The organism is Mycobacterium basiliense (genome assembly GCF_900292015.1).
GTDB classification, from domain to species: domain Bacteria; phylum Actinomycetota; class Actinomycetes; order Mycobacteriales; family Mycobacteriaceae; genus Mycobacterium; species Mycobacterium basiliense.
Genome location: NZ_LR130759.1, coordinates 5,418,329 through 5,442,950, shown reverse-complemented (window position 1 = coordinate 5,442,950; position 24,622 = coordinate 5,418,329). Strand labels below are relative to the sequence as shown.

The following is a 24,622-nucleotide window of genomic DNA, read 5'->3' as shown; positions in this document are numbered from 1 at the left end:
GTCGGCGCCGGCCCGTTCAGCGCATCCGGAAGATCACGGCTCGCTGAACGACGAAGTTGATCACCGTGGCAACGCCCTGCGCGATCACAAAGGCGACGGGTATCGCCCACGCCTGGTAGTGCATCAGGGCAAGGCAGAGGTGATTGATTCCGACCTGGGCGGCGAAGGTCACCGCGTAGAGGGCCATGACCGCGGCAAACCGTGCTCCGCTGGGAGCGGCCTGGAAGGTCCACCTGCGGTTGATCAGGTAGGCGGTGATGGTGCCAACCACGACACTGATGAGTTTCGCCAGGTCAACCTGTAGACCCACCGCTTTGTAGAGCGTCACATAGACGCTGAAGTCGACGATCGCTGCGAAAATCCCGGTGACGACGAAGCGCATCACCTGAGTCGTCAAATGCAGGTGTTGTCGCTGGTGCTGATGAGTCGGAGTGGCACCAGGCTCAGGCGGGATCATCGGGGGAAGTCTAACGGGGTTGGCGCGCGTCTCTGCCGGCTTGCCGTCGCACGGGCGTCTCAGGCGGGCAACTTCAGCGCGATGATCTCGACTTGACTTGGCCCCCGCGGGGTGGAGTAGGTCACCGTGTCGCCCGCCTTGTGCCCGGCCAGGGCTTGTCCCAGTGGGCTGTGCGCGGTCAGCGTTTCGGCTTCGTGGCCAACCGCGTTCTCTTCGACGATGGAGATCACGTGCATCGTGACGACTTCACCGTCGGCAAAACGCAGGGTCACCTCGGTGCCTCCGGGCAGCGTTTCGGAATCGGACGCCTGCGCAGGCCCGGCCTTGAGCCGTCGGTCGAGTTCGTGGATGCGGTCCGCAAGGACGGCCAGCTCGTCGGCGCGCTGGATCGCCTCGGCCGCGTCACCGTGGTCCCCGACCATGCCGCGGTCATTTTTGACCTCGGTTTCCAGGCGATCATGTCGTTGCCGGAGCCGGGCCAATTCGGCTGCTAGATGATCGCGCGCTGCATCCGCTAGCCCGGTTGATTGGACTTTCTTGGTCACGTCGGCCGACCTTTCGCCCGGTTACCTGTTGGCGCCAGTTGCCGGTTACCGATCGCCGTTCCTGGCGTTTCAGTGTTATACCACCGTGCGGCCGCCGTCACAGATATTCAGCAAACGGATTTATTGCCCGGTATCGTTCCGAATCCGCTTGGGTCGGCCGCGTCGACGCGGCCGCTGCACGAGTCGAATTGTCACGAGCCATCTTTCGCGCCGCCGCCGATCGGGGACACGATGTTCTCCGAGGCCTCGTCGTCATAGTCGAGTGTCCCGCCGCGCAGCGTGTCGAAGAGAGCAAGTCCCTGGGAGACCAGGCCGGCGGCGACCTGGCTAAGTCCCTCGGCGCCGTTGAGCACGGTCAAGTTCGCGCCGGAGAGCCCCTGGGCGGCCTTCTCGACGATCTCGGGTAGCTGGTCGATGAGCATCCGGTCCAACGCCACTCGATTGTGTGACGCTGCGGCTTCGGCCTGGATCTTCATCTTCTCGGCGTCTGCGACGGCCAAGATCCGAACTCGTTCGGCTTCGGCCTCCGCAGGTTTGACCACCTCGGCGACCAATTCCTGCTGGCGTAGTTCAGCTGCGCGTTGCGCCAATTCGGTGCGCATCTCTAGCACCTCGCGCTGCGATTGCGCGTCGGCCAGCGGGCCGGCCTGGTTGGCCTGGGCTTGAGCCTTGTCGACCTCGGCCTTGTATTGCGCCTTGACCACCGCGGTTTCACGGGCGAACTCGGCTTGCTTGCGCTGCGATTCTTGCTCGGCCTCTGCGGCTGCCTGGTTCGCTTGTGCCTGGGCGATCTGCGCTTGCTGCTGGATAGCGGCGTTGTGTGGTGCCGACATCGCGTCGATGTAGCCAAGCCCGTCGTCGTCGATGGACTGGATCTGCAGGGCGTCGACGGCCAGGCCAATCCGCGCCATCTCTTCCTTGGAACCGTCGAGGACCTCGGTCGCCAGCTTCTGTCGCTCCCGGATGATCTCTTCGACGGTCATCGAGCCGATGATGGAGCGTAGGTGGCCGGCGAAGATGCGCCCGGTCAACACCGACATCTGGTCTTGCTCGGATAGGAACCGCTGCGCTGCGGCGATGATGCTCTCGGTGTCGTTGCCGACCTTGAAGGCGATCACCGCACGCACGTTGAGGGTGATGCCCTGCTGGGTCACGCACTTCTCGGCGACCTCCGCTTCACACATGGCCAGCGTAAGGAACCGCACCTTGCGGAAGAACGGCATGATGAAGGAGCCGTGGCCAGTCACGACGCGGAACGGGGCATTGCTTTTGGTGCGGCCTCCGGATATCAGCATCGCCTCATCGGGATCGGGCACCTTATAACCGAGCATTGTTGGACTCCTTGGTTTGTTCGCGGTTTCTTCAGAGCAATTCGGTTGCCGCCATCTCGGTCCAAGGTTCGACAAGCACCGTTCTGCTACCTCGAACCCCAACCACCAGCACGGGGGTGCCCTTCGGCAATGGCTCGTGGGAGCGGGCCAGAAATGTCTCCTTGGACCCCCGCACGGAGAGCACGACCTCGCCGGGGCCGTGCGCGCCGCGGGTCGCCACGATCAACGTCCCGACGCACCCAATCATCGAGGCGTCGCTCACGATCGCATACTCCTCCTTCGGCGAGCCCAGAGTGTCCAGTTGGTGGCCTTGTGTGGGCGTCGGGCTTCGGCAAGGTTCCCTGGTACGCATCGACGACGATAGCCGGGTCCCGGCGGTGTTGGGGCACCCACGACGCTGGTGGTTGCGGTGGGATGCCTTGACCGCGGCCGCCCCACGCGCCCGTATTGTCGGTGTACCTCCTATCTCGCTGGCAAGCAGGGACCCCTCAATCACTGCTTGCGCCGGCGTGCGCGACTCGTTTGTTCATCCCGGAACCCTTGAGCTGCAATGGTTTAGCCGCATTTCCAGTTGGATGATCAATCGAAGCGATCTTCCGGTTCGGCGGTCAGGGTGACCACGTTGTTGCGGCTCTCCCGAGCCGCTATGCGAGAGACCCAGACCCGGCCGTCGGTGGCCGGCGCCACGATGTGTTCGACAGTGTCGAACACCCAGGCTGCGGCCCCCTCCATGCTGGTGGCGTTCATGATTCGCAGGTCGATGACGCCTTCGCCGGCCAGCTGTTCGAACAGGTTTCGCTGTGGGTCGTCAGCGGCGATCAATGTAGTGTGATCGAACTGGTGTTGTAGCGCTGCGCGGACCTCGTTGAGGCAACGGTTGTTGACCACCAGGCCGGTGCGGGTTTCGGTTTCCGTGCAGGCGAACTCGATCTCGAAGGTCAGTTCGTACCCGTGCAGAAACACCCGCTTGTCGTGCCTGGACCACGAGCGATGACAGCAGGGTAGATCGCTAAACCGCTTGTTTAGGTGGAATCTTGCGGTGCGGCCGATGGGTGCGTCCGCCCGGTGGACGGTGACGGCGCGCACCCGGTCGCTGATTGTGATGTCGTTCATTGGCCGGCCGCCCCTTTGTGCCGCTCCCGGCGGGCGAGTGCCACGAATTCCTGTCGCTCGTCTGCGCTGTGCCGCATCGAGCCGCAGAACGCCATTGTGGTCGCCGGCCGGCCTAGGTGCGCGTCGCCGCGCGCCGCCGCCGCACAGGCGTAGTTCGCCTTGACCAGCACTCCTACCCCTCGTGGGACCAGCTGATGGTGCAGCCACAGGCCAATCCTGATCGTCATCGGCTGCTGCGTTTGAATGCTGCGCGTACACGCCGCCACGATGCGAGTTAATTCAGGTGTGCTCAAATGGTTTTCGCTGTCGATGTGCCCGATATGCACGACACCTTGGAACGGAAGTAAGTGATCGGCGCACAGCGACCGGAACGGTACCGGCCGAACCACCACCAGTTCGGCATCGCCGAGGGCTCGCGTAGCGGCGCCGGTAGTGATGGACGAGGGCGGCTGGGATGCGTCGGCACGGGGATATCCGGTGCCATGGAGCGCTCGAATGTGATGCACGGCGCCAGCCTCGGGGCGATACCTTGGCGAATTCTCAAAGGATTCTTGGCGGATTCTCAATGGCTGCTTTGGACCGGGCCCTCGGTCGGGCGCATCGGATCGGCGCCCGCAGCGTATGGATACGTTCACCGGCCGAAGGCAAGTGCAAACGTCTGCAGGGGCCCTGGTCGCGACGTTCGTCGCCGTGTGGGATGCCCGAGAAGCGATCACGTAGTCCCCCGATCGGGGGACAGTCGCGATCCCTGCTGCCAGGAATTCGAATTTCACCCACACGATCTACCTTGTGACTGGAAAAGGACTATCGGTGGGTACTCGCCCGGCCTACGTCGGGCCGAGCGTGGCGGACAGCGCATCTGTGTTGTCCTCGGCAGAACTGGAGGTGGGCGCCAGATGACGATGTTGGCAGCGAGGATTCTGCTGGCCGGGGTGTTCGCAATCGCGGCACTGGCGAAGTTGTCGGATTGGGCGGGCGTTCGTCGCGCGGTGGTGGCATTTGGGGTACCGAAAGCGGCGGCCGCAGTTGTCGGGTCGGTGCTGGTCGCCATGGAGCTCGGTGTCGTGCTTCTGCTGGTGGGGGGCTGGGCTTATCGGGGTGCGGTGCTCGCGCTCCTTGCGCTGACGGGATTCAGCGCGGCGATCCTGGTGAACCTCGCCCGGGGCCGAAGTCTGGACTGCCACTGCTTCGGGCGGTTATCGGCGGGGACGCTGGGATGGCCCACCCTGGCCAGGAACGGATGCCTGGCGACGATCGCTGCATTCGTCGCGCTTGACGGCCGTTTCAGTTGGTCGTTAGCGATGTTGGCGCTCGTGATGTTCGCGTTGTGGATCGGACCCGTTGCATACCGCCGGTGGACGACGCGCGCGGGCACCAGCGTGAACGGCCCGGCGCTGCCGGACCGGACCGGACAAGTATGGACGCTGGACAGACTCTCGGCGGATCACCGACCGGTTGTGTTCATCTTCAGTCAGCCCGGTTGCGGCGCATGTGCGGCACTGCTACCTGAGGTGGACCAATGGCAACGTGATCTGGGTGAGCGCGTCACAGTGGCTTTGGTCAGCACCGCCCCCACTAATCACGTTGTGCCGTTCGAACTTATCGATGAGCAAAGACTGTCATTCGCCTCCTACGGCATCACCGCCACGCCCAGCGCGGTGCTTATCGACAACGGCCGACGGTTGTCCTCGGCCAGCGGAGCGCCCGCCATCAAGGACCTCGTGCAGCGAGCCGTGCAGGTCGCCGCGGAGTCCAGGTTCACGCGGCGGGGACTGCTGCGGCACGCCTCGGTCGGCTTGGCGTCCGCCGGTGTACTACCGGCCCTGGCTGCCTGCGATACCGGTCACAACGGCACCGCGTCTCTGGATACCAAGGCATTGGAGGTTGACGGCGCCTGGTTGTGCGATCAAACCTTTGCGCTGTGCACCACTGCGCCGTGTGTGCCATCGGCAACCGATCCCACTATCTCGGTTTGTGACTGCGTCGTTGTGAATGGCTACTCGATCGGATTCAAGACTTGCCCCGAGCGTGCTCAGTCGGGCACCTCTGTGCGGTCGGCATTTTCGACGGTGAATGTCAACACCGAGTTCGGCGTACTGAGCTGTCCCTCCGGAGTGCCATGGGCCAATTGCCTGGACGTGGAGTGCGAGATCGATCCCACCAACCCCGCCCGGGCAAGGTGCCAATGCATCACGGTGAAGACTGGTGAGTCGCGGACTTTCGGCGGCGGGTGCGACACCGACACCTGCACTTCGACGATATGGTCGGCCGCGACTCCCGACTTGCCAGGCAGCACGCAGTACAAGAAGGGTATGAAAAAACTCGGTCAGCCGGTGGAATTCCCCACCACCTGTCCCGCGTAGCACCCGCAGACCAAGCGCGGCCCGCGGCTGGTGAGGGTTGGTCACGGCGCCAGTCGCGGCGGTGCCCACGTCCGAGGATCGAGAAGCGCGGTTTCCCAAGCGTTTTACTCCCAGATTAGGGCGTTGGGAAGCGCGGGGTCGACCCGCCGCAACATCGTATAGGCGACGCCCGCGATTCCGCGGAAGAGACCAAGATTAAAGCGTCGGGTTCCGTTGTCCCACCGATAATCACCCCGCGACCGGGCGGCCTGGGCGACGGTCAGCAGCCGCCGGACCGCGTTTTCGCGGAGATCGTCGCGGTCCAGCAAGTCACCGGCTTCCCAGATGAATTCGATGGTGCCGAGGGTCCCGCAGCACAGCGTGTCGGTCGGGTCCAGCCCACGGTGCTCTACTCCCGCTAGTGCGCGGCGGATATCGGCTCGGACGAGGCGGCCACCCGCCGCTGTATGTTTGATCATCGCCGCGCGGGCTAGGCCGATGCCGGGAAGTCCGTGGCACCACTCGCCGCGCGCGCCGGCGCCCTCGGTGTCGCGCCAACTGCTATGTTCGGCTTCGAATGTCGCGTTTTCAAAAGCGATGCATTCCTGGGACGCGCTGGCGAACTCCGCGCTCCCGGTGGCCGCGGCCAGTGCGGCCAACGCATAGGCGAAGCCGGCGGCGCCATGCGACATCCCGCCAAGGGCGCTGCCAGAACCGGGTGCCGGCCAGCTGCGCCGGCCCACGGTGCCAACGCGCTGTTGGGCCAGCAGGTGTTGCCCGCACTTGATCGCGCGCTCGAGTGCATCGCCACAACCCGTTTGACGGTACAGCCGAAGCAGTCCCAGGATGGCGCCGGCGCTGCCACCCAGAACGTCAAGCTGCCGATCCGCCGAAATGACGTCCGGAGTGATCAGCTGCGCCGCCCGCTGCGCGTCCGACAGCACATCGTCGTCTTCCAGCAGCGCCGCAATCACCGCGAGGCCGTAGACGATCGATCCCACGCCGAACCCCGCTCCCAGCCCGAGCAAGCGAGCCATTTTGGGGGCATTGCGGCCCCGTAGGGTTTCCCGGAGCCGGGACATCGCCGCATAGGCAAGGCTCGTCGAGGAATCGGCGGTGGTAACGGCGGTGTGTGCGGCGAGGAACAGCGCGATGCCGCAACTGCCGTTGTAGAGGTCGTCGCCGAGTGGAACCAGATGGGACACCTCGGAGTCACCGAGCCAGTCGAGACCGATCCAGGCCGCCGCCGAACTTTCGAGGTAAGCGTGCTCGAAGAGCGATCGAGCGGCGCGGTCGGCTTCGGCCATGAAAATCTCGCGGCTAGCCGCGTTCGACACGTCAACGCGTCGAACGGGCGTGGTCGCCGAGCCATGCGGCGAGATCCCGGTGCTCGTGCTCAGCCGAATGATCTCTGCCTGCCATGCGACTTCCATCTCGTCGAGGTCGCCCAGCCGGGCGCGCGCCCGGTCGAGGCCAGACATCCCCTTTACCGGGATCGAGGCTCCGGTCGCGTCGCGGATCTCGTGGCCGTCGCTGGTCATCACAAAATGCGGCACGTTCAACTGCACCACCGCCGCGCGCTCGAGACGCTGCAGCGGCCACAACGGGTCGTTGTCCTGCTGCCAGTCCGCCAGCCTGGCGATGAAGTCCGCCTGAGCGGACCACGTGACACCGTCTTCCATCGTGCGGTGATCTTTGAGGCGCTGCACCAACATGTGATAAAACCTCGTCGGCCGGGCGACCTTGCGAACCGTCAATCCGGCGAAGCCTTCGAAAAGGTCGTTTGGGCGCTGCCGTTGTAGGAAGGTCGCGTACTCGGTGAAACCGGACCGGAAGTCGTCGATGTGGTCTCCGAATCGGGCGTGCTGGCCGCGCGCTTGCGGCAGATTGGAGATCGCCTCGATTTCAGCGATTTTCGCTGGCCGCATGGTGTCGGAATTGACGTCGATCCAGGTCAGTCCGATGCGTGGAGTGGAATGCGAAATCATTCCGCCGATCGAGAACGCGCTGTGAGAATGCTTGCCATAGGTCGGAAGCAGGCCGACCGACAGGACCGAGTCGCGAAGCTTTTCCATCGCGGTGTGATAGGCGCGCCCCGCGCCCGAGTCGGCGTCCGCGCCAGGTGGCTCGGCGAACTGGAGAACCATCTCCAGGTCGATCGGCATCGGATGGTCGCCGGCGGCGATGATGTTTTCCTGGTGCATGTCACTACCGGCAAAGCAGTGGAAGAGCGCGAGCCATGCCCCCGCGCGCTGGAAGTAGGCCTGAAAGCCTTGCGGGTCTGGGCAGCTCGTATGATCGACGAATTCTGTCCAGCCATAGCCGGTGCGTGCTAACACCCGTGCCGCGCGGAGCTCGATCGGGGCGTCGCGGTTCAGTCGCTCAATCAACGCATGCCATGCGACGTCGACCTCGAGATCTTTCGGCTTGTACACGACACGTGAACCGTCGGCAAAGCCGATGATGTGGACGGTACGCCCAAAGTTGTGTGGATCGGAGAGGCCACCGTCGATGCTCGTCACTTCGCAGCAGGTGTCGGCTCCAAGCAAGCCGTGACGAATCGCGGGCAGGTCCGCGCCCAGCCGCGCGATCAGCTCACCCGAGGTATCGATCCACTGCCGGGTGAGCGAGGCCATTAGCCGTAGTAGGACAGGCTTGTCGTCGAACAAGCGACGAAATCCATACGCCCGCATATCCGCAACGAACTCTGGGTAGCGGACGGTCGAGCGGCTATCGTCGCGGGCCTTGGTGAATTGCTCGTAGATCGCCGGAGCCGTCAGGTTCGACAGCTCAGCCACCAGTGAGCGACGCAGGCATGCGCGGGCCTGCTCGCCGACGTCGGCCGCCACACGACTGCCGACATGGCGCCAAAGGCGTGACTCCGCGCCGCGGATCACCGGTTCCAGCAGGTCTTCGAACGCGCAGGAATCCACCTCGGAAGCAAGGGGTTCCGAAGCAAGGGGTTCCGAAGCAATGTCCGAAGCAATGTCCGAAGCAATGGTGGTGGAACTGTGCAACGCTTCGCCGATCCATACGGCGTCGCCGAACCATGGCGGTGCCGGCCGGGCCGCGTCGCGGCGGGCGGTGGCGAATTTTGCCAACACACCCTCGAGCGCTAGCCCATCGGCTGCTAGCCGGTGCGTGAACAGCGACCAGTCGCCGCTGGCCGACGCCTGGCACCAGGAGGCGAGGCGACGCGCGGCCAACTCGCTGTCAGCCTTTTGGCCGGGCAAGGGTTCGAATGCGTCAGACAGTAACTCGTCGATGGTTGCGGCCCGGTATATGAGCCGCTGGTAAAACTCTTCCATTTCATTCTTCCGACTCGGCCCGCGAGGACCGCAACGGAGAACGTTGCTCGTCGCAGTCGATTTCGGCGGCCGCTAGTAAAGATCAGCGACCGCCAAATCGTCTTCCGAATCGGAAGTGTTGTGTTACTTAGCCGTTGGATTCAAGATCGTTATCGCTGCCACGCCCATGCCGCCGGCGCCTTCCAAGGCTTCATCGGAATAGGCGGGGAGGAGGATGCTGTCGATGCGGTCGCTGGTAGCAGAATTCATGTTCGTCTTCTTTCATTGATTTCCTGGGTAGTGGATGGGTTGGCATGGCCGTACAACTGAGCGGCCATGCCAACCCTTGGCGATCGCCACGGTAGTCGGGCGGGAGGCGCATTGTCCCCCCTGCTACCCGGCATTGTGCGGGTACCGCTAGCGCCCAGTCGGGGTGGGCCACTGGGTCGGAATTGGGGGCTAGCCGGGTTGCTGGGGCTCCGATATCCGGCGAGCGTGGCAGGAACGTTGTTTGCCGCTGTTCCGAATTGGAGGTATTCGCTTGGTAATCGGTGCGTTGCCGGCTGGTCCTCGACTCCCGGTTGGCGTTCAGACCGCCGCGTGGATCGCCAACCCGTGGGCATTCATGGAGCGGGCGGCGGCTCGGTACGGCGACACTTTCACGATGCGGTTGGCGGGTGAGGGCACCTGGGTGATGATGTCGCATCCGGACTCCGTGAGAGAGGTTTTCACGGCGCCCCCGAAGTTGTTGCGGGCGGGGGCGGCAAATCGCATTCTGCTGCCGGTGGTCGGTGCCAACTCGGTGCTCCTTCGCGACGATGACGCGCATCGGGAACAGCGTCGTCTGCTCGTGCCGCCCTTTCGTGGCGATCGATTGAAGTGCCATGTCAATGCGATGGCCGACATCGCCCATAGTGAAATCGCGGACTGGCCGCGGGGTGAGCCGGTGCCATTGCATTCCCGTATGCAGGCGTTGACGCTGGAGGTCATCCTGCGTGCGGTGTTGGGGGCATCGGACACCGGGCGCCTTGGTCAGCTACGCGCAGAACTGGTGCGGGTGTTGAGCACGGCGGCCGGCAGCCCGGGCCGGCTTTTGTTGCTGGTCCTCAGCCCGCAGCGTGTGAGGGCGGAGCTGACACGTAGGTTGTTCAGCCGCGTCGACCGGCTGTTGATCGCCGAGATTCAGGATCGGCGCGGTGCGGATAGCCTAGACGAGCGCAATGACATCACCTCGATGCTGTTGCGGGCAACGCAGGGGGATGGCCGGCCGTTGAGCGATGTCGAGGTCCGTGATGAGGTGATGACGCTGCTGCTGGCCGGTCACGAAACCACGGCCACCGCGCTCGCGTGGGCGGTGGAGTGCATCGTCGCTCACCCCGCGGTGCAGGACCGGCTCGTCGAGGAATTGCGCTGTGGCAGCCACGATTTCCTCGATGCGATCGTAAAGGAGACGCTGCGCTTGCTGCCCGTCTTCTCACTGGTTCCGCGGCGGTTGACGGCGTCGATGGAGATCGGCGGCAGGCTGTTGCCGGCAGGCGTCACCGTGGTGCCATCGATCTATCTGATGCATCGGCGACCGGATGTTTATCCCGACCCGGAGCGGTTTCGGCCTGAGAGATTTTTGGAACAGCGGGCCGGGGCCTACACGTGGATTCCGTTCGGTGGCGGTGTTCGCCGTTGTTTGGGCGCGGCGTTCGGGCAACACGAGATGAGGATCGTGTTGGGCGCGCTGTTCGGCAGTTACCAGGTGCGTCCGGTCGCTGAGAAACGCCAACCTGGCCGGGCGACGGTGTCGCTGGGATGGCGTCCGGTGCCAGAGCCTTGCCAACTTCGGGTCACGGTCGAGCCGTGACGAAACGTCGATCGGCCACCGAAACTTCAACCGAATCCTCAACACTGCCTGGCTTGGTTGAGACCGACAGGTTGGCAATGTGGCTACTCGCGAAACCTGCCTGACCACCGCTGTCCGCTGATCGGGGGACGACGTGGTTACCCGCTGCCAGGGATTCGACACCCATTCTTATTGCCTACTCTTCGAGTAACGCCGCACAGGAGAGGAGGTGTCCACCATGTCCCACGAACTTTTGTTCACCGAAGATGAAGCCGTGTACGGCTTTCCCGGATTCTTTTCGACCAACATGACCGATTGAGTGCGCTTGGCGACGCGGCTGCCGGACTGCTCGATGGGTTCGATGCCAGCGAATAGTCCGTCGTCGCGGCGCGCACCAACCAGTGTCCCCGAAGACAGGAGCAATTTGTATGACTGGCCGCTCGGGCAGATATGAGGGCGACAGCTGGGATCCGGCGTGCAACGTGGGAGCGACGGCCACCATGATCGCGACCTACCGGGCGCTAGCCTCACAGGGCCCCGACGCGCTGCTGAACGATCGGCTGGCCGATCCGCTGGTACGCGCGGTGGGGCTAGAGCAATTCGTCCGGTTGTTGGACGGTGAAATCGCCTTCGAGGACGACCCGCTGCTGCGCCGTGCGGAGGCGAATCGGCAAATCGCCGTGCGTACCAGGTTTTTTGACAACTTCTGCCTGACCGCCACCGACGCCGGAGTCCGCCAGGCGGTGATCCTGGCCTCCGGTTTGGACACTAGGGCCTACCGTTTGCCCTGGCCCGACGAGATGGTGGTTTACGAGATCGATCAGCCACTCGTCATCGACTTCAAGACGTGGACGCTGGCCGAACTCGGCGCCGACCCGACCGCCGACCGGCGGCCGATCGGCATCGATCTGCGCGACGACTGGCCCGCAGCGTTGCACCAGCACGGATTTGACGCGAACAAACCAACGGCGTGGATCGTCGAGGGCCTGCTGATTTATCTGCCGCCGGACGCGCAGGATCGACTGTTCGACAGCATCGCCTCGCTCAGCGTACCAACCAGCCAACTTGCTACCGAGCACTTCCCGGACCCCGTGGGATTGACCGGCGAGCACGCGCAGCAACTTTCGGCGCGCTGGAGTCGGATGGGACTCGATCTCGACATGTCGGAGTTGGTCTACTCCGGTGACCGCCACACCGTCATTGAGTATCTGACGATGCACGGTTGGCAACTGACGGCCCGTACGATTAAGGAGCTATACGCCCACAACGGATTTGAGTTTCCCGACGATGATACTGCGGCCGTCTTCGGCGAACTGAGCCTCGTCGCCGCAACGTTTGCCGGCGCGGACGCAGCTTGCCCTGCCAATGCGGGGCGGGACGGTCCTGGCGGCGTCCGCTGAGAACACGCCGCCTGCCTGCTGCCGGCCCACCCACGAGCTGCAATTACGCTCGACGCTATCGGGTGGTGTCGCAAGTGAGGGGACGACATGGCGGAGCAGCCGGGGCAAACGGGTCTGCGGGTCGTGCTCGCCGACGACGATGTGTTGCTGCGAGAAGGACTGGCCAGCTTGCTGACCCGATCGGGCCATGACGTCCTAGACACCGTGGGCGACGCGACGACTCTGGTCGATGTGGTTCGCGCCAAGCGTCCGCAGCTGGTGGTTGTCGATATCCGGATGCCTCCTACCAACAGCTCCGACGGACTCGATGCCGCGTTAGCTATCCGGGAAGAGATGCCCGAAATCGCGCTGCTCGTGCTATCGGCGCATGTGGAAGTTGAGCACGCGACCCAGTTACTGGCCAGCGGATACGGTGTCGGCTACCTGTTGAAGACCCGCGTTTCCGACGTCGCCGAATTTCTCGACTCGCTTCAGCGGATCGCCGGCGGGTCATCGGTGATCGATCCGGCCCTGGTTCAGGAATTGGTCTGCGCACGCAAGCGCGCTGATCCGCTTGCCGTGCTTAGCCCGCGCGAAATGGAAGTACTGGCATTGATGGCAGAGGGCCGCTCCAACGCCGGGATCGCCCGGCAGCTGTGGGTAGCCGAAGGCACCGTCGAAAAGCACATCCGCAGCATCATGACCAAACTGGAGCTGCATGAGACCCCGGACGATCACCGCCGCGTGCGTGCGGTCGTCACCTTCCTGGAAACCCGCTGACTGGAATCCACCGTGACGAAGGCGAGTCCACTCTTGCGGGTCGGGTGGGGACCCTGGTTGTCTCGGACGCCGCCACCGAGGTCCCTGGGTGTTGCGGTAGCGGCCGGACTTATCGCGGTGCAGACGGCAGTGCTGCTGTTACTTAAGAAACTCGCGTCGGACAATGCTTTCGGGGCCGTGTATCTGATTGGTGTCTTGGTCATCGCGACGGGCTGGGGCCCGGGCTTGACCCTCGCGATGGCGGCGCTGAGCGCGATCGCCTATTCGGGTTTCCGTAACTGGCCAGAACATGGCGTGGTGATGAGCCAACTTCAGGATTGGGTCGTCTTGGTCGTCTACGTCGTCGTTGCGCTGGTGGCACACGCGTTGGCCGGTACCGCACGAAAGCGTGCTGCGGACGCGGCGAAACGTCGGCAAGAATCCGAGGCTAGCGGCGCAGCGCTCGGCGACCTGGCTGGCCGACAAGCCGCGCTTCGACGAATCGCGACGCTGGTCGCGCGCGGAGCTCCGGCCTCCGAGATCTTTCCCGCGGTGGCCGAGGAGCTGGCGCACTGTCTCGGTGTTACCGACACCTCGCTGTGGCGGTACGAATCCGATGACACCGCAACACTTGTCGCCGCGTATGAAGGTACGGGTCACGCTGAGCGGAAACCCGTCGGCACTCGCTGGCCCGTGCGCGGCGACAACATCGTCGCCAAGGTCGCTCGCACCGGCGGTCCTGCACGATTGGATGATGACCAAACGGCGACTGGGGATATACCCGCGCTCGTTCGTGGGCTGGGGCTACGCGCCGGGGTGGGAACGCCGATCATCGTTGAACGCCGGCTGTGGGGTGCGGCCGTGGTCGGATCTCGGCAAGTCATGTCGCTGCCACCGGACACCGAAGAACGGGTCGCCGAGTTCACCGAGCTTGTGGCGACCGCCATCGCAAATGCCGAGGCGCACTCCGCCCTGAAGGCCTCACGCGCGCGCATTGTCACCGCCGCCGACGACGCTCGCCGGCGATTGGAGCGCGATCTGCACGACGGCGCGCAACAACGGCTGGTGTCGCTTGCTGTGCAACTTCGCTTGATCGAAGCCGAGGTGCCGCCCGAACTCGGCTCGGTCAAAGGGCGAATAGCCAGGGTCGTCGCCGAGCTGGCCGCAGCGTCAGCAGATCTCCAGGAGATTGCCCGGGGCATTCATCCGGCGATCGTCTCCAGCGGCGGCCTTGGTCCGGCGCTTAAGTCGCTCGCGCGACGCTGCCCCATCCCGGTCACCCTTAACCTGGCAATTGAAGAACGCCTGTCGGAGTCGACGGAGATCGCGGCGTATTACGTTGTCGCCGAGGCGCTCACCAACGCCGCACGACATGCACACGCTTCCGGGGTGGACATCGACGCCAAAGCCCAGGGTTCGGATCTGGTGCTTTCCATACGCGACGACGGTGCCGGCGGTGCGGACAGTAGCCAAGGGTCCGGCCTTCTCGGCTTGATCGACCGAGTTGAAGCGATCGGCGGTCACCTGCGGGTACTAAGCCCCCCGGGTGCTGGCACCACTCTGCAGGTGGTAATCCCGATCTCCGCCTGAGAAGGCTCGACCGCGGGTAACCCCCACCGCCGCGGGGCAATTGGAAGAGGACGGATCAGGTTACCCGCCGGCACCGTCGGAGCCGTTGGCTCCTTGCGAGCCGGTTGCGCCAACCTCGCCCCCCGCGCCGGCCGTGCCAAGAGCGCCGCTGGTGCCGCCGGCACCGCCGCTACCGGCCGCGCCCGCGGCGCCACCGCTACCGCCGGTGCCGCCGGTACCCGCGTTCCCGGCCTCGCCATCGTTGACTGGGTTGTCTGCGGATCCACCCTGGCCCGCGCCGCCGCCGTTTCCGCCGCTTCCTCCCATACCGCCGTCTCCGCCGGTGCCGCCGACACCGCCATCACCGCCGGTGCCCAGCAGCAGACCTCCGGCGCCACCGCTGCCGCCGGTGCCGCCGGCGCCACCACTGCCGCCGGCGCCGCCCTCGCCGCCGTCGCCGCCGTCGCCGCCGTTACCGCCGAAGCTCGTCGCCATGTCGACTGCTTGGGCGTTGCCGCCGTTTCCGCCGCCACCACCCGCGCCGCCGCTGTCGGCGCCGCCGCCGGCGCCACCGATCCCACCGGCGCCCCCATGACCTCCGTTGCCGATCAGCAGCCCACCTCGACCGCCGTTCCCGCCGGCGCCGCCGGCGCCGCCGTCGTTGCCGACCGCACCCGTGGCGCCGGCGCCACCGGCCCCACCGGTACCACCGATAGCCGAGGCGCCATGCATAAGCGTCCCGGCGTCGGCGGAGCCGCCGGCGCCGCCGGCGCCGCCGTCTCCGCCCAATTCCCCGCCCGGCGCCCCGGTACCTCCGGTGCCACCGCGCGCGAAGGTGCTGGAAAAGGAGTCGCCGACGTTATCCTGCGCGGTTGCGCTGCCTCCAGTGCCGCCGGCGCCGCCGGTAGCGCCGGCACCCGCCGCGCCGCCGTCTCCGCCGTTGCCGCCGGCGGCCAAGATGTGGTTGGTGCCGGTGCCGGTGGCCACCGCCGAGCCTGCGCCGCCCTTCCCGCCGGTGCCGCCGGCCACCCCGGTGCCGCCGGTATGGCCGGCGCCGCCTGGGACCCCGCTGGCTTGCGCGTTGCTGCCGGTGCTGGTGTTGCCGGTCCCGTCGGTTCCGCTCGGCGCCTGGGCGCCGGTGGGGGTGGCGTTGACCCCGTCCGCCCCGGTGAGACCGGTGCCGCCCTGCCCGCCGTTACCTCCAGAGCCGAACAACACGGCCCGGCCGCCGTCGCCGCCCTGGCCGGGGTTGCCGCCGTTGATACCGGCCAGGGCGGACCCACCGATTCCCCCGGCTCCACCGTTGCCGTACAGCAGCCCGCCGCTGCCGCCGGTGCCGCCGGCGGCGCCGCCACCGCCCTGCCCGCCGGCCCCACCGTGGCCGATCAGCCCCGCGCTACCGCCGGCGCCGCCGGCCTGACCCGCCGCGCCCGCCGCGCCGTCACCGCCGTTACCGAATAGCAACCCGCCGGCGCCGCCCGCTTGTCCGGGCGCGGATCCGTCGGTGCCGTCGCCGATCAGCGGGCGTCCCAACAGCTGCTGGGTGGGTGTATTCACCGCACCGAGGAATTGTTGTTGCAAGGTCTGTAGCGACTGCAGAAGCGTCACGTTCGCGGCCTCACCGCCGGCATAGACCCCAGCGGCGTCGCTCAACGTTTGGGTGAACTGAGCGTGAAACTCGGCGGCCTGATTGCTCAGCGCCTGATAGGTGCGGCCGTGCGCGGCAAATAGCGCGGCGATCTGGGCGGACACCTCATCGGCGGCCGCGGTCAACACGTTTGTGGTGGGCAGCGCGGCCGCGGCATTCGCGTCGCGGATCGCCAGTCCAATTTCGGCAACGTCGGCCGTTGTCGCCGACATGGCCTCCGGGGCTGCGATCACATACGACATGAATAACCTCCTCGCGCTAGGCGGACCCAGCAGGTTGCTCGTTCGGCGCATCGCCGAGCCAAAGGGAATAGGCGGATACTATAGCCGCGAAGGACATTAGGTGTGGTGTTCTAACCGGCTGGCTGGATTCGACTGAGTCACACCCAATTAGCGAGTGCAAGCGTAATGCGGGAGCGCCGCCGGTGCGGTTGTCCTGCGCCGTGCGGTTCGCGCCAATCGTGCCACCCACGCCGGGATTTCTGATCGGGAACCCGACTGTCGTGACCGATCCGCCGGGCGTGCTGGGATCACCGCCATGGCCCCCCGTGCCGCCGGTCCTGCCTTCTGCGTAGCCCGAAGCGTCGGACCGATGAATTAGTCGTTGGCTTGCGCACCGCGGTGTCCTGATCGGGCTGCGCGGTGCCCGCCGCTGCCGTCAATTTGCAATTTTGGTCCGCGATGGCATCGAGGAGTCCCCTAGCCTGCAGTCCGCCACACCAGCTGTAAAGACGGCGAGAATCGCAATTTATGGTCGCGCAAGGGCTTGCGGGCCGCGCCATCCGAGGGGTTCTATTTGCCGTGATTTAAGGTCGACCATTTTCGGCAGCGCCGACCTAAAGTGTGGCGGTGATCAAGTGGCCATCCCGAATGTTCAAAATGTTCAAAATGTCGCTCGTGTTGGCGTCGGCTCTGCTATTGGTTGCTCCAGCTGACAGCCGAGGCGACTCTCGTCTGCGCACGTTGAATCCTGGTGTTCTCCAAGTCTGTTTGTACCCAGGTTTTGCCCCGTTTACCAGCAAAGACGGCAAGGGCGAATGGACCGGGTGGGATGTCAGTTATCTAGATCACTTTGCCGCCAGCGAGCGACTGCGTTTTCAGCCGGTGGAGGTGACGCGCTTCGATGGAATATGGACCCTGCCCGCAGGTGACGTGTGCGACGTGGCCGCGGCCGGAATCTCGGACACCCAGGATCGGCGCGCGGAATCCGGTGCACGGGCCGCATGGTCGCAGCACTACTACCGGGTGCTGCGCGCGTTTCTGGTGCGCTCGCAGGACGCGCATGGTCTCAACTCCATTGCGGATCTCCGCGACAGGACGGTCATTGTGACCGGCAACGCGACGGCCGACAGCGACATCCAACACAGGTTGGCGCGGGCCGGAATCACCACAACAACCATTTTGACCACGTTCAATGAGGTCGACGCCGCGCGCGAGGTGCTGGATGGCCAATCGTTCGCCTACGCCGGTGGGCTCGGCAGTGTGCAGCATCTGGCAGCACAACTTGGCGGTCTTGCGGTCACCTGGCCGCATTGCAACATGCTCGCCGACGGTTCAGAGGTCGACGAACCGTTTTCGTTTGTGGTTCGCAGCGCCAGCACCGGAGTAATCGCGGCCCTTGATCGGTTCATCTCCGACCCCGCAACGCCATATCCCGGTAAAAGTGCTTTCGATCCCGGTTGCTCTGAGGGCTCCTTATAACGGATTGTTCTTGATCGCGACGCGCGATTACCGAGTTGCCGCGCGTGATCGGGCCGTTATCAGCGCATGAAGAGGCCAATTTCCGGAAAGCTTCAAAACGTGTGTGCTTGATGGGCCGAAGCGCGGTGTTTGCCGAACCGTGCCGCGCCTGTGCCTTACACCCAGTAGGGCACTCGCGCGCGGTATTGGCGCATCGCGAACGCCGCCAACGCCCAGCCCACGACCGTCAGCGCCAGAACCACTACCCAGTGCCGCAGTTCCTGGTGCGCGCCCAGCAGCGGCGCTCGCACGATGTCGAGGTAGTGCAGCAGGGGGTTGAGCTCGATGATGCTCGACCATCGCCCGGCTCCCTGGCGGTGCAGGGTTTCGTCGTTCCAGATAATCGGCGTCATGAAGAACAGCAGCTGCACAACGGAATTCAGCAGCGGCCCGATGTCGCGGTAGCGGGTCGCGAGTATGCCGAAGCATAGGGACACCCACACGCAATTGAGCACGATCAGTGCCAACGCCGGAAACACCGTGAGATCGGCCCACGACCACGGCTTGGGGAAGATGATCGCGATGACGAAGTAGATCACGATGTTGTGGCCGAAAAAGATCAGCTGCCGCCACACCAGCCGATAGACGTGCACGCTCAACGGAGCCGGCAATTGCTTGATCAGGCCCTCATTGGAAACGAAGACATCGGCTCCGTCCAGGATGGAGGCATTGATGAGATTCCAGACGATCAAACCGAGCGTGACATACGGTAAATGCTCGGATAGCTCAAGGTGGAACAGCTTGGAATACAGCCCGCCCATCGCGATGGCGGTGGTGCCGGTCGCGATCGTGATCCAGAACGGGCCCAGGACCGATCTGCGGTACCGCTGTTTGATGTCCTGCCAGCCCAGGTGCAGCCACAGTTCATGACGCCTGAATCCTTCGGCCAGGTCTGAACGGGCGCGGGCAAACGTCCTGGACTGTGACGCCGCGTCGATGAACGTCATGAGCCACCTCCAAGATCGGGCTTGCCGAACCTCTCGCGACGCCCCAAGCGACGCAACCTAATCCACTCCCGCAGGCCTTTGGGGTCGCGGCGGGTCACCAGGAAGAACCAGCCGAACCGCAGCCACTCCTGCGGCAGTAGCTTACGTAAGCCGGGTTGAGACAACACGTAGCCGCGGTTGCGGTAGGTGAAGAATCGCTTGCCCGGATCGTCGGGATACTGGGTGTGCATGCGGCCACCGAGGATCGGCTTGAACTCGTCGGAGCCGCAAGGGTGCAGGTAAACAGCATCCAGGCAGGTGCCAAACGGCAGGCCCGACCGGACCAGCCGCCGATGCATCTCCACCTCGTCGCCGCGGATGAACAATCGCAGGTCCGGGACACCGATCATGTCCACGGCGGACGCCTGGATTAGCGCGCCGTTGAAAAGCGAAGCGATCCCCGGCAGCAGATCCTGGCCGGCCTCGGTACGCAATTCGCTTGCTCGCCTGCGCCATACCAGACCACGTCGCAGCGGAAATGCCAACCGCTGCGGGTCATCCATATTGCAGACCATCGGCGACACTTCCGCCAGGCCGTACTTCTCGGCGCACGCCAACAGCGTCGCCAGTACGCGTGTGTCCTGTGCGTGCCCGTCATCGTCGGCCAGCCAAACCCAGTCGGCGCCCTGTGCGAGCGCATGCAACATACCGAGTGCGAAGCCGCCCGCACCGCCAAGGTTTCGGCGCGACTTCAGATACGTAGTGGGGATTGGTTGTCCGGCAACGAGATCACCGACCCGGCCGGCGTCAGACCCCTCCGCAGTATCGTTGTCGACCACGATCAAGTGGTCAGGCAACCTGGTCTGGGTGGTCAGCGCATTTAACGACTTAGCCAGCTGGTCGGGGCGCCGGTGAGTGACCACGACGGCAATGACGGTGTCACTCATCCCCGGAAACTTTGTGCGCCAGTGGCTCTCGGGTAGTGCCTGCGCGCTGAGTCTCGGCGAGCACGTCGTGGACGTGTCGGGCGGCGTCTTCTCCCTCGTAGGCGCGCACGACGTCCTCGATTCCGCCGCTGAGTCGGACGACACCGTGGTCGATCCACATCGCGGTCTTGCATAGCCGCGCCAGAAATTCGTTGGAATGGCTTGCGAATACCAGGATTCCGGATCGCTCAACCAACCTCTGCAACCGTGACTGTGCCTTCTTGAGGAAGTCGGCGTCCACGGCGCCGATGCCCTCGTCCAGTAGAAGGATCTCCGGATCGATGCTGGTGACCACGCCCATGGCCAGCCGTACTCGCATGCCGGTGGAGTAGGTGCGCAGCGGCATCGACAGGTAATCACCCAACTCGGTGAATTCGGCGATCTCGTCCACCTTGGCCAGCATCTGCTTACGGGTCTGTCCCAAAAAAAGGCCGCGGATGATGATGTTCTCGTAGCCGGAGATCTCGGGGTCCATGCCGATGCCCAGATCGAACACCGGCGCTACCCGCCCGGTGACCGTGGCCGAGCCCCGGGTCGGCTCGTAGATACCCGAAAGTAGACGCAGCAGTGTCGATTTGCCCGCCCCGTTGTGGCCGACCAAGCCCACCCGGTCACCCAGTTCCAGGGACATGGTGATGTCCCGCAGTGCCTCGATGACCACCACGTTGGAGCTGTTGCGGCCGATCGCGCCGCCGGCCTTGCCCAGGAACGCCTTCTTCAGGGAGCGCGACTTGGCGTCGAAGATGGGGAATTCGACCCACGCGTTGCGGGTCTCGATCCGTGGACCTTCGGACACGGTCTACAGGTACTGTCCGGTGCCGTGACCGTGCTGGCCCGCCTTGCCGAGACCAGGCGGCAGCGCGCCCTGGCGCATCTGTTCCAGCTGCGCGCGCGCCGCCATCTGCTGAGCGAATAGCGCGGTCTGGATGCCGTGGAAGAGGCCTTCCAACCAGCCGACCAGCTGTGCCTGCGCGATACGCAACTCGGCGTCCGTGGGTGCGGAATCCTCGCTGAACGGCAGGGTCAGTCGTTCCAGCTCCTCGCGCAGCTCCGGGGCCAGGCCGTCTTCGAGCTCACGGATACTGGTGGCGTGGATGTCGCGTAACCGGTTGCGGCTTGCATCGTCCAACGGTGCGGCGCGCACTTCTTCGAGCAATTGCTTGATCATCGTGCCAATCCGCATCACTTTGGCGGGCTGCTCGACCAGGTCGGTCAGCGAGGGTTCGTCGGAATCGTCGTCCTCGGGTACCGCCATGAGCCTCGGGTCCACGCCACCAATGACCTCGACGCCATCGATATCTGGGCCATCGTTGCCGGTACTCAATCCAGTCACCATCCTCTTTAACTACCTACGGGGAGTGCGTCCCTGCGGTCTTGCCGCGCCACTCGAAAATTCGAGCTCCGCCGTTGTCGTAGATCTTCTGCCACCACGGCGAATTCTCCAGAGAGACTAGTCCGTCGGGAACGGCAAACCCCCTCACCGTCGGGCTGCTGGTGAGGATATAGCGGATATTGAGGACCTTAATGGACTCCAGTACACGCGGGTCCGCGGCGCCGTTGCGGGCATAAGCCCAAAAAATGAACCGGTGATATCCCGGGCCCTGCTGCACGGGGTAGTCGTAGTGCGTCCATAGCGGGTGCAGGCCGGCCACCGCGTACATCCACGCCGTACCGTCGGTATTGGCGTTGCCGATCAGGGTGTCGCGCGCGCCGGGCAGTGTTGCCAGATAGGCCATGGCGTCGAGGTCCTGCTGGTTGACCATCACCGAGTCGTACTTGTCGCCGAACAGGAACCGGTGGCGCGGAAAATAGTGCCACGTGCTGACCAGGCAGGTTGCCACCAACAGCGCCACGGTGACCGTCGACCAGAATGGCTGCGGCAGCGTCTTGAACCGATCGCAGAGTCGTCTGGTCCCCGCCACCGCCAGCATGACCAGGGCAAACAGCGCGACGCCGGCCATCGGCATCAGCAGCAGTGTTGTGGCCGCGGCAATGCGGCGCGGGTCGTTGTAGAAGAATTCGCCGAATGCCCCGGCCACGGCTTCCGGCGGGCCGCCCAACGGCGTTCCGGCATTGACATTCATGAAGACCAGCAGCAGCCACACCGCCAGCGGCCACCAAATCTTCTTGACCAGCAAGATGAACCCGCCGATCGCGGCTACCACGATCAGGGCGTACTGCACCGGGAAATCGTTGAGGTGGCGCGAGTGCTGGAAAATCGCGTCGAACACGCCGCGCTTCTTGCTCAGATAGGTAAGGAATGAATGCCCGGCGATGATGTCTTCCTGCTGTTCCACGCTGAGGAATTGCGGCAACATGATCAGTCCGGAAATCGCCGCCACCCCAGCGAGCGTCACCAGGTCGGCCAGCCGGCTTCGTACCGGGCGCCACAACGCCTCGAACAACCACCAGGCCGACACCAGCAGGACGACCACCATGCCGCCGGTGATGTGTACGGACAACACCCCCACCAGGGCCAGCACCGCAATCGGGATGCGGTCGCGGTGTCGCAGCGTCGAGGCGATCAACGCCATGGTCGGCACCGCGACTCCGTAGGACGCCAGGTTGGGCATCGCGGCGGTATCGAACTCGACGTAGGGAATCGCCGTGAACGACGCCGACAGTGCTGCCGCGGTGGCCGCCGCCCCCGCAGCGAGCCACTGGCCGGGGGCCGACCGCTCGGCTCCCGAAGCGCCGGAGGCCGACCACAGTGACCAGCTGCGCGAGCGCATCACGCACCAGGTGAGGACGGCGGCGCTCACCGGAAACAGCCAGATCGCGGCCGCCAGCGAACTCAGCGTGTAGCCGGTGGTCGCCGCCGCCCCGGTGAGCTGACAAAACACCGCCACCAGGCCATGGAACACCGACGGGTAGTACAGCAGGGCGTGCGTCTCGACGTTACGCAGCTCGCCCATGTGGGTGGGGGAGGCCTGCCCGGTGTCGAGGATGAAACGCACGGTGTTGGCGTGCCACACGGCGTCCCAGGTGCTGGGGATGGACTGCCAGTGCGGGATGCCGCGGAAGGCGGCCCAGGCAATGAACGACGCGCCCAGCACCACTCCGGCGGCAACCGTCAGCGCCGGCCCGCGCCTGACCGCGCGGGCTTCAGCGGCCTTGTCACGAAAGCGCTCGAGCGCCAGCGCAAAACCCGTCACCACCGCCGACACGATGGCCAGGGCGATCATCGCCGTCCAGCCGTTCCATGGGATGCCCAGGGCGCCGTAGGGAACGATCGCCAACGCGACCACCCCGTAGGTCAGCGGGGGACCGACCGCGATAGCGACCGGCCACCTTAGCTGCGCGATACGTGCGATGAGCGTCCCTGGCGCGATCAGCAAGACCAATGCGATCAGCGTTCCGAACCACAAGCTCACTCGACTAGTATGGCGTGGCCGGGTGACCTGGCTCGGGAGGCCGCAAGGGCTGGAACGTCTGGAACTGCTGGAAGTATTCGGGCCACCCGCTAACGTCACCGAGTTGCGTGAATAGCTGGAGCTCTAAGGTGGCTGGCATGGCATACGACGTTGCCCGGGTGCGCGGACTGCACCCGTCGCTGGGCGACGGATGGGTGCATTTCGATGCGCCGGCCGGCATGCTGATTCCCGATTCCGTCGCGACCACCGTGTCGACGGCCTTCCGCAGGTCCGCCGCCAGTACCCAAGGTGCCCACCCATCGGCGCAGCGCAGCGCCGCAGTGCTGGACGCCGCGCGCGAGGCCGTGGCCGATCTGGTCAACGCCGACCCGAGCGGCGTCGTGCTGGGCGCTGACCGTGCGGTGTTGTTATCAGCGCTGGCAGAAGCGTCCTCCTCGCGGGCCGGCCTGGGCTACGAGGTGATCGTCAGCCGCCTCGACGACGAGGCCAATATCGCGCCGTGGCTACGGGCGGCGCATCGCTACGGTGCCAAGGTGAAATGGGCCGAGGTCGACATCGAGACCGGCGAGCTGCCGACGTGGCAGTGGGAAAGCCTGATCTGCAAGTCGACCCGACTGGTCGCGGTCGCGTCCGCGTCGGGAACGCTGGGTGCGGTCACCGATCTGCGGGCCATGACCAAATTGGTTCACGACATCGGCGGTCTGGTGGTGGTCGATCACTCCGCCGCCGCCCCCTACCGGCTGTTCGACATCAGGGAAACCGACGCCGACGTGGTGGCGCTCAACGCGGTCGGGTGGGGTGGCCCGCCGGTCGGGGCGATCGTTTTCCGCGATCCGGCGTTGATCAACACCTTCGGCTCGGTGTCGACCAATACGAACGCCACCGGCGCCGCCCGGCTCGAGATCGGCGCGCACCAGTTCGGTCTGCTGGCCGGGGCGGTCGCCAGCATCGAGTACCTCGCATCCCTCGACGAGTCGGCACGCGGCAGCCGCCGCGAACGTCTGTCCGTTTCGATGCAATCCGCCTCGGCCTACCTGAACCGGATCTTCGACTACCTGATGGCGTCACTCAGGTCGCTGCCGTTGGTGATCCTGATCGGTCGTCCGGAAGCGCGGATCCCGGTCATCAGTTTTGCGGTCCACCAGGTGCCGGCCGACCGGGTGGTGCAGCGGTTGGCCGACAACGGAATTCTGGCGATCGCCAACGCCCACTCCCGTGTGCTCGACGTGCTCGGTGTCAGCGACGTCGGCGGCGCGGTAACCGTCGGGCTGGCGCACTACTCAACGATGGCCGAAGTCGACCAACTGGTGCGTGCGCTGGCATCCCTGGGTTGAGG

Annotated in this window: 21 protein-coding genes; 7 read left to right on the top strand and 14 right to left on the bottom strand. The window is 65.0% G+C overall.

What is annotated here, in order from left to right; translation table 11 throughout:
* Positions 1-16: 16 nt before the first annotated feature.
* The 6 genes from MB901379_RS23205 to MB901379_RS23180 all read right to left on the bottom strand — a co-directional run bounded on the left by MB901379_RS23205 (position 17) and on the right by MB901379_RS23180 (position 3,952).
* Positions 17-382 carry a GtrA family protein gene (locus MB901379_RS23205; RefSeq protein ID WP_158019400.1) on the bottom strand — a complete coding sequence of 122 codons (366 nt, stop codon included), beginning with the start codon at positions 380-382 and terminating at the stop codon, positions 17-19.
* Positions 383-516: 134 nt separating this feature from the next.
* Positions 517-1,002, bottom strand: a complete 486-nt coding sequence (locus MB901379_RS23200) for a GreA/GreB family elongation factor (RefSeq protein WP_158018732.1) — start codon at positions 1,000-1,002, stop codon at positions 517-519.
* Between the two features lie 191 nt (positions 1,003-1,193).
* Positions 1,194-2,333 carry an SPFH domain-containing protein gene (locus MB901379_RS23195; RefSeq protein WP_158018731.1) on the bottom strand — a complete coding sequence of 380 codons (1,140 nt, stop codon included), beginning with the start codon at positions 2,331-2,333 and terminating at the stop codon, positions 1,194-1,196.
* A gap of 31 nt (positions 2,334-2,364) precedes the next feature.
* The gene (locus tag MB901379_RS23190; protein ID WP_158018730.1) at positions 2,365-2,595 is read right to left on the bottom strand and encodes an NfeD family protein; all 231 of its coding nucleotides are present in this window, start codon (positions 2,593-2,595) and stop codon (positions 2,365-2,367) included.
* Positions 2,596-2,912: 317 nt separating this feature from the next.
* A complete protein-coding gene (locus MB901379_RS23185) occupies positions 2,913-3,446 on the bottom strand; it encodes a 6-carboxytetrahydropterin synthase (RefSeq protein WP_158018729.1) in 534 nt (177 codons plus the stop codon).
* The gene (locus MB901379_RS23180) at positions 3,443-3,952 is read right to left on the bottom strand and encodes a GTP cyclohydrolase I (protein ID WP_158018728.1); all 510 of its coding nucleotides are present in this window, start codon (positions 3,950-3,952) and stop codon (positions 3,443-3,445) included. The genes MB901379_RS23185 and MB901379_RS23180 overlap by 4 nt, the downstream gene beginning before the upstream one ends.
* Before the next feature lie 390 nt (positions 3,953-4,342).
* Here MB901379_RS23180 and MB901379_RS23175 point away from each other — a divergent pair, with 390 nt between their 5' ends.
* The gene (locus tag MB901379_RS23175) at positions 4,343-5,809 is read left to right on the top strand and encodes a MauE/DoxX family redox-associated membrane protein (protein ID WP_158018727.1); all 1,467 of its coding nucleotides are present in this window, start codon (positions 4,343-4,345) and stop codon (positions 5,807-5,809) included.
* A gap of 104 nt (positions 5,810-5,913) precedes the next feature.
* Here the strand turns inward: MB901379_RS23175 and MB901379_RS23170 are convergent, their stop codons facing one another.
* Positions 5,914-9,096, bottom strand: coding sequence for a type 2 lanthipeptide synthetase LanM family protein (locus tag MB901379_RS23170; protein ID WP_158018726.1), 3,183 nt, complete (start codon positions 9,094-9,096; stop codon positions 5,914-5,916).
* A gap of 123 nt (positions 9,097-9,219) precedes the next feature.
* Entirely contained in the window at positions 9,220-9,345 is a 126-nt protein-coding gene (locus tag MB901379_RS25135) for a hypothetical protein (protein WP_269462773.1), read from the bottom strand.
* 271 nt (positions 9,346-9,616) lie between these two features.
* Here MB901379_RS25135 and MB901379_RS23165 point away from each other — a divergent pair, with 271 nt between their 5' ends.
* From MB901379_RS23165 to MB901379_RS23150, 4 genes are all read left to right on the top strand, one after another.
* A complete protein-coding gene (locus MB901379_RS23165) occupies positions 9,617-10,927 on the top strand; it encodes a cytochrome P450 (RefSeq protein ID WP_174237128.1) in 1,311 nt (436 codons plus the stop codon).
* A gap of 407 nt (positions 10,928-11,334) precedes the next feature.
* Positions 11,335-12,306 carry a class I SAM-dependent methyltransferase gene (locus tag MB901379_RS23160; protein WP_174237062.1) on the top strand — a complete coding sequence of 324 codons (972 nt, stop codon included), beginning with the start codon at positions 11,335-11,337 and terminating at the stop codon, positions 12,304-12,306.
* A gap of 87 nt (positions 12,307-12,393) precedes the next feature.
* Complete coding sequence (locus MB901379_RS23155; protein WP_158018725.1) at positions 12,394-13,065, top strand: LuxR C-terminal-related transcriptional regulator; 672 nt, start codon at positions 12,394-12,396, stop codon at positions 13,063-13,065.
* 12 nt (positions 13,066-13,077) lie between these two features.
* Entirely contained in the window at positions 13,078-14,634 is a 1,557-nt protein-coding gene (locus tag MB901379_RS23150; RefSeq protein WP_232021944.1) for a GAF domain-containing sensor histidine kinase, read from the top strand.
* Between the two features lie 60 nt (positions 14,635-14,694).
* Here MB901379_RS23150 and MB901379_RS23145 read toward each other — a convergent pair whose 3' ends face one another.
* Positions 14,695-16,503 (bottom strand): PE family protein, encoded by a 1,809-nt coding sequence (locus MB901379_RS23145; protein WP_158018724.1) that lies wholly within the window; start codon positions 16,501-16,503, stop codon positions 14,695-14,697.
* A gap of 645 nt (positions 16,504-17,148) precedes the next feature.
* On the opposite strand from MB901379_RS23145, the gene MB901379_RS23140 reads away from it, so the two are divergent.
* Positions 17,149-17,961, top strand: a complete 813-nt coding sequence (locus MB901379_RS23140; RefSeq protein ID WP_158018723.1) for a substrate-binding periplasmic protein — start codon at positions 17,149-17,151, stop codon at positions 17,959-17,961.
* Positions 17,962-18,116: 155 nt separating this feature from the next.
* Here MB901379_RS23140 and wzm read toward each other — a convergent pair whose 3' ends face one another.
* Genes wzm through MB901379_RS23115 form a run of 5 tightly spaced genes read right to left on the bottom strand, consistent with a single transcriptional unit; the run spans position 18,117 to position 23,286 of the window.
* Complete coding sequence (gene wzm, locus MB901379_RS23135; RefSeq protein WP_158018722.1) at positions 18,117-18,947, bottom strand: galactan export ABC transporter permease subunit Wzm/RfbD; 831 nt, start codon at positions 18,945-18,947, stop codon at positions 18,117-18,119.
* A complete protein-coding gene (glfT1, locus tag MB901379_RS23130) occupies positions 18,944-19,873 on the bottom strand; it encodes a galactofuranosyltransferase GlfT1 (RefSeq protein ID WP_158018721.1) in 930 nt (309 codons plus the stop codon). The genes wzm and glfT1 overlap by 4 nt, the downstream gene beginning before the upstream one ends.
* Positions 19,866-20,708: a galactan export ABC transporter ATP-binding subunit Wzt/RfbE gene (wzt, locus tag MB901379_RS23125; RefSeq protein WP_158018720.1), complete on the bottom strand. Its 843-nt coding sequence runs from the start codon at positions 20,706-20,708 to the stop codon at positions 19,866-19,868. The genes glfT1 and wzt overlap by 8 nt, the downstream gene beginning before the upstream one ends.
* Positions 20,709-20,711: 3 nt before the next feature.
* The gene (locus MB901379_RS23120; RefSeq protein WP_158018719.1) at positions 20,712-21,248 is read right to left on the bottom strand and encodes a bacterial proteasome activator family protein; all 537 of its coding nucleotides are present in this window, start codon (positions 21,246-21,248) and stop codon (positions 20,712-20,714) included.
* Positions 21,249-21,261: 13 nt separating this feature from the next.
* The gene (locus MB901379_RS23115; protein WP_158018718.1) at positions 21,262-23,286 is read right to left on the bottom strand and encodes a DUF6541 family protein; all 2,025 of its coding nucleotides are present in this window, start codon (positions 23,284-23,286) and stop codon (positions 21,262-21,264) included.
* 137 nt (positions 23,287-23,423) lie between these two features.
* Between MB901379_RS23115 and MB901379_RS23110 the strand changes: the two genes are divergently transcribed.
* Complete coding sequence (locus MB901379_RS23110; protein WP_158018717.1) at positions 23,424-24,620, top strand: cysteine desulfurase-like protein; 1,197 nt, start codon at positions 23,424-23,426, stop codon at positions 24,618-24,620.
* Positions 24,621-24,622 lie beyond the last annotated feature (2 nt).

Coding starts and splice junctions, on each gene's coding strand:
- MB901379_RS23205 (WP_158019400.1), bottom strand. CDS start 382: ATGCGCTTCGTCGTCACCGGGATTTTCGCAGCGATCGTCGACTTCAGC.
- MB901379_RS23195 (WP_158018731.1), bottom strand. CDS start 2,333: ATGCTCGGTTATAAGGTGCCCGATCCCGATGAGGCGATGCTGATATCC.
- MB901379_RS23185 (WP_158018729.1), bottom strand. CDS start 3,446: ATGAACGACATCACAATCAGCGACCGGGTGCGCGCCGTCACCGTCCAC.
- MB901379_RS23175 (WP_158018727.1), top strand. CDS start 4,343: ATGACGATGTTGGCAGCGAGGATTCTGCTGGCCGGGGTGTTCGCAATC.
- MB901379_RS23170 (WP_158018726.1), bottom strand. CDS start 9,096: ATGGAAGAGTTTTACCAGCGGCTCATATACCGGGCCGCAACCATCGAC.
- MB901379_RS25135 (WP_269462773.1), bottom strand. CDS start 9,345: ATGAATTCTGCTACCAGCGACCGCATCGACAGCATCCTCCTCCCCGCC.
- MB901379_RS23160 (WP_174237062.1), top strand. CDS start 11,335: ATGACTGGCCGCTCGGGCAGATATGAGGGCGACAGCTGGGATCCGGCG.
- MB901379_RS23155 (WP_158018725.1), top strand. CDS start 12,394: ATGGCGGAGCAGCCGGGGCAAACGGGTCTGCGGGTCGTGCTCGCCGAC.
- MB901379_RS23145 (WP_158018724.1), bottom strand. CDS start 16,503: ATGTCGTATGTGATCGCAGCCCCGGAGGCCATGTCGGCGACAACGGCC.
- MB901379_RS23140 (WP_158018723.1), top strand. CDS start 17,149: ATGTCGCTCGTGTTGGCGTCGGCTCTGCTATTGGTTGCTCCAGCTGAC.
- wzm (WP_158018722.1), bottom strand. CDS start 18,947: ATGACGTTCATCGACGCGGCGTCACAGTCCAGGACGTTTGCCCGCGCC.
- glfT1 (WP_158018721.1), bottom strand. CDS start 19,873: ATGAGTGACACCGTCATTGCCGTCGTGGTCACTCACCGGCGCCCCGAC.
- MB901379_RS23120 (WP_158018719.1), bottom strand. CDS start 21,248: ATGGTGACTGGATTGAGTACCGGCAACGATGGCCCAGATATCGATGGC.
- MB901379_RS23110 (WP_158018717.1), top strand. CDS start 23,424: ATGGCATACGACGTTGCCCGGGTGCGCGGACTGCACCCGTCGCTGGGC.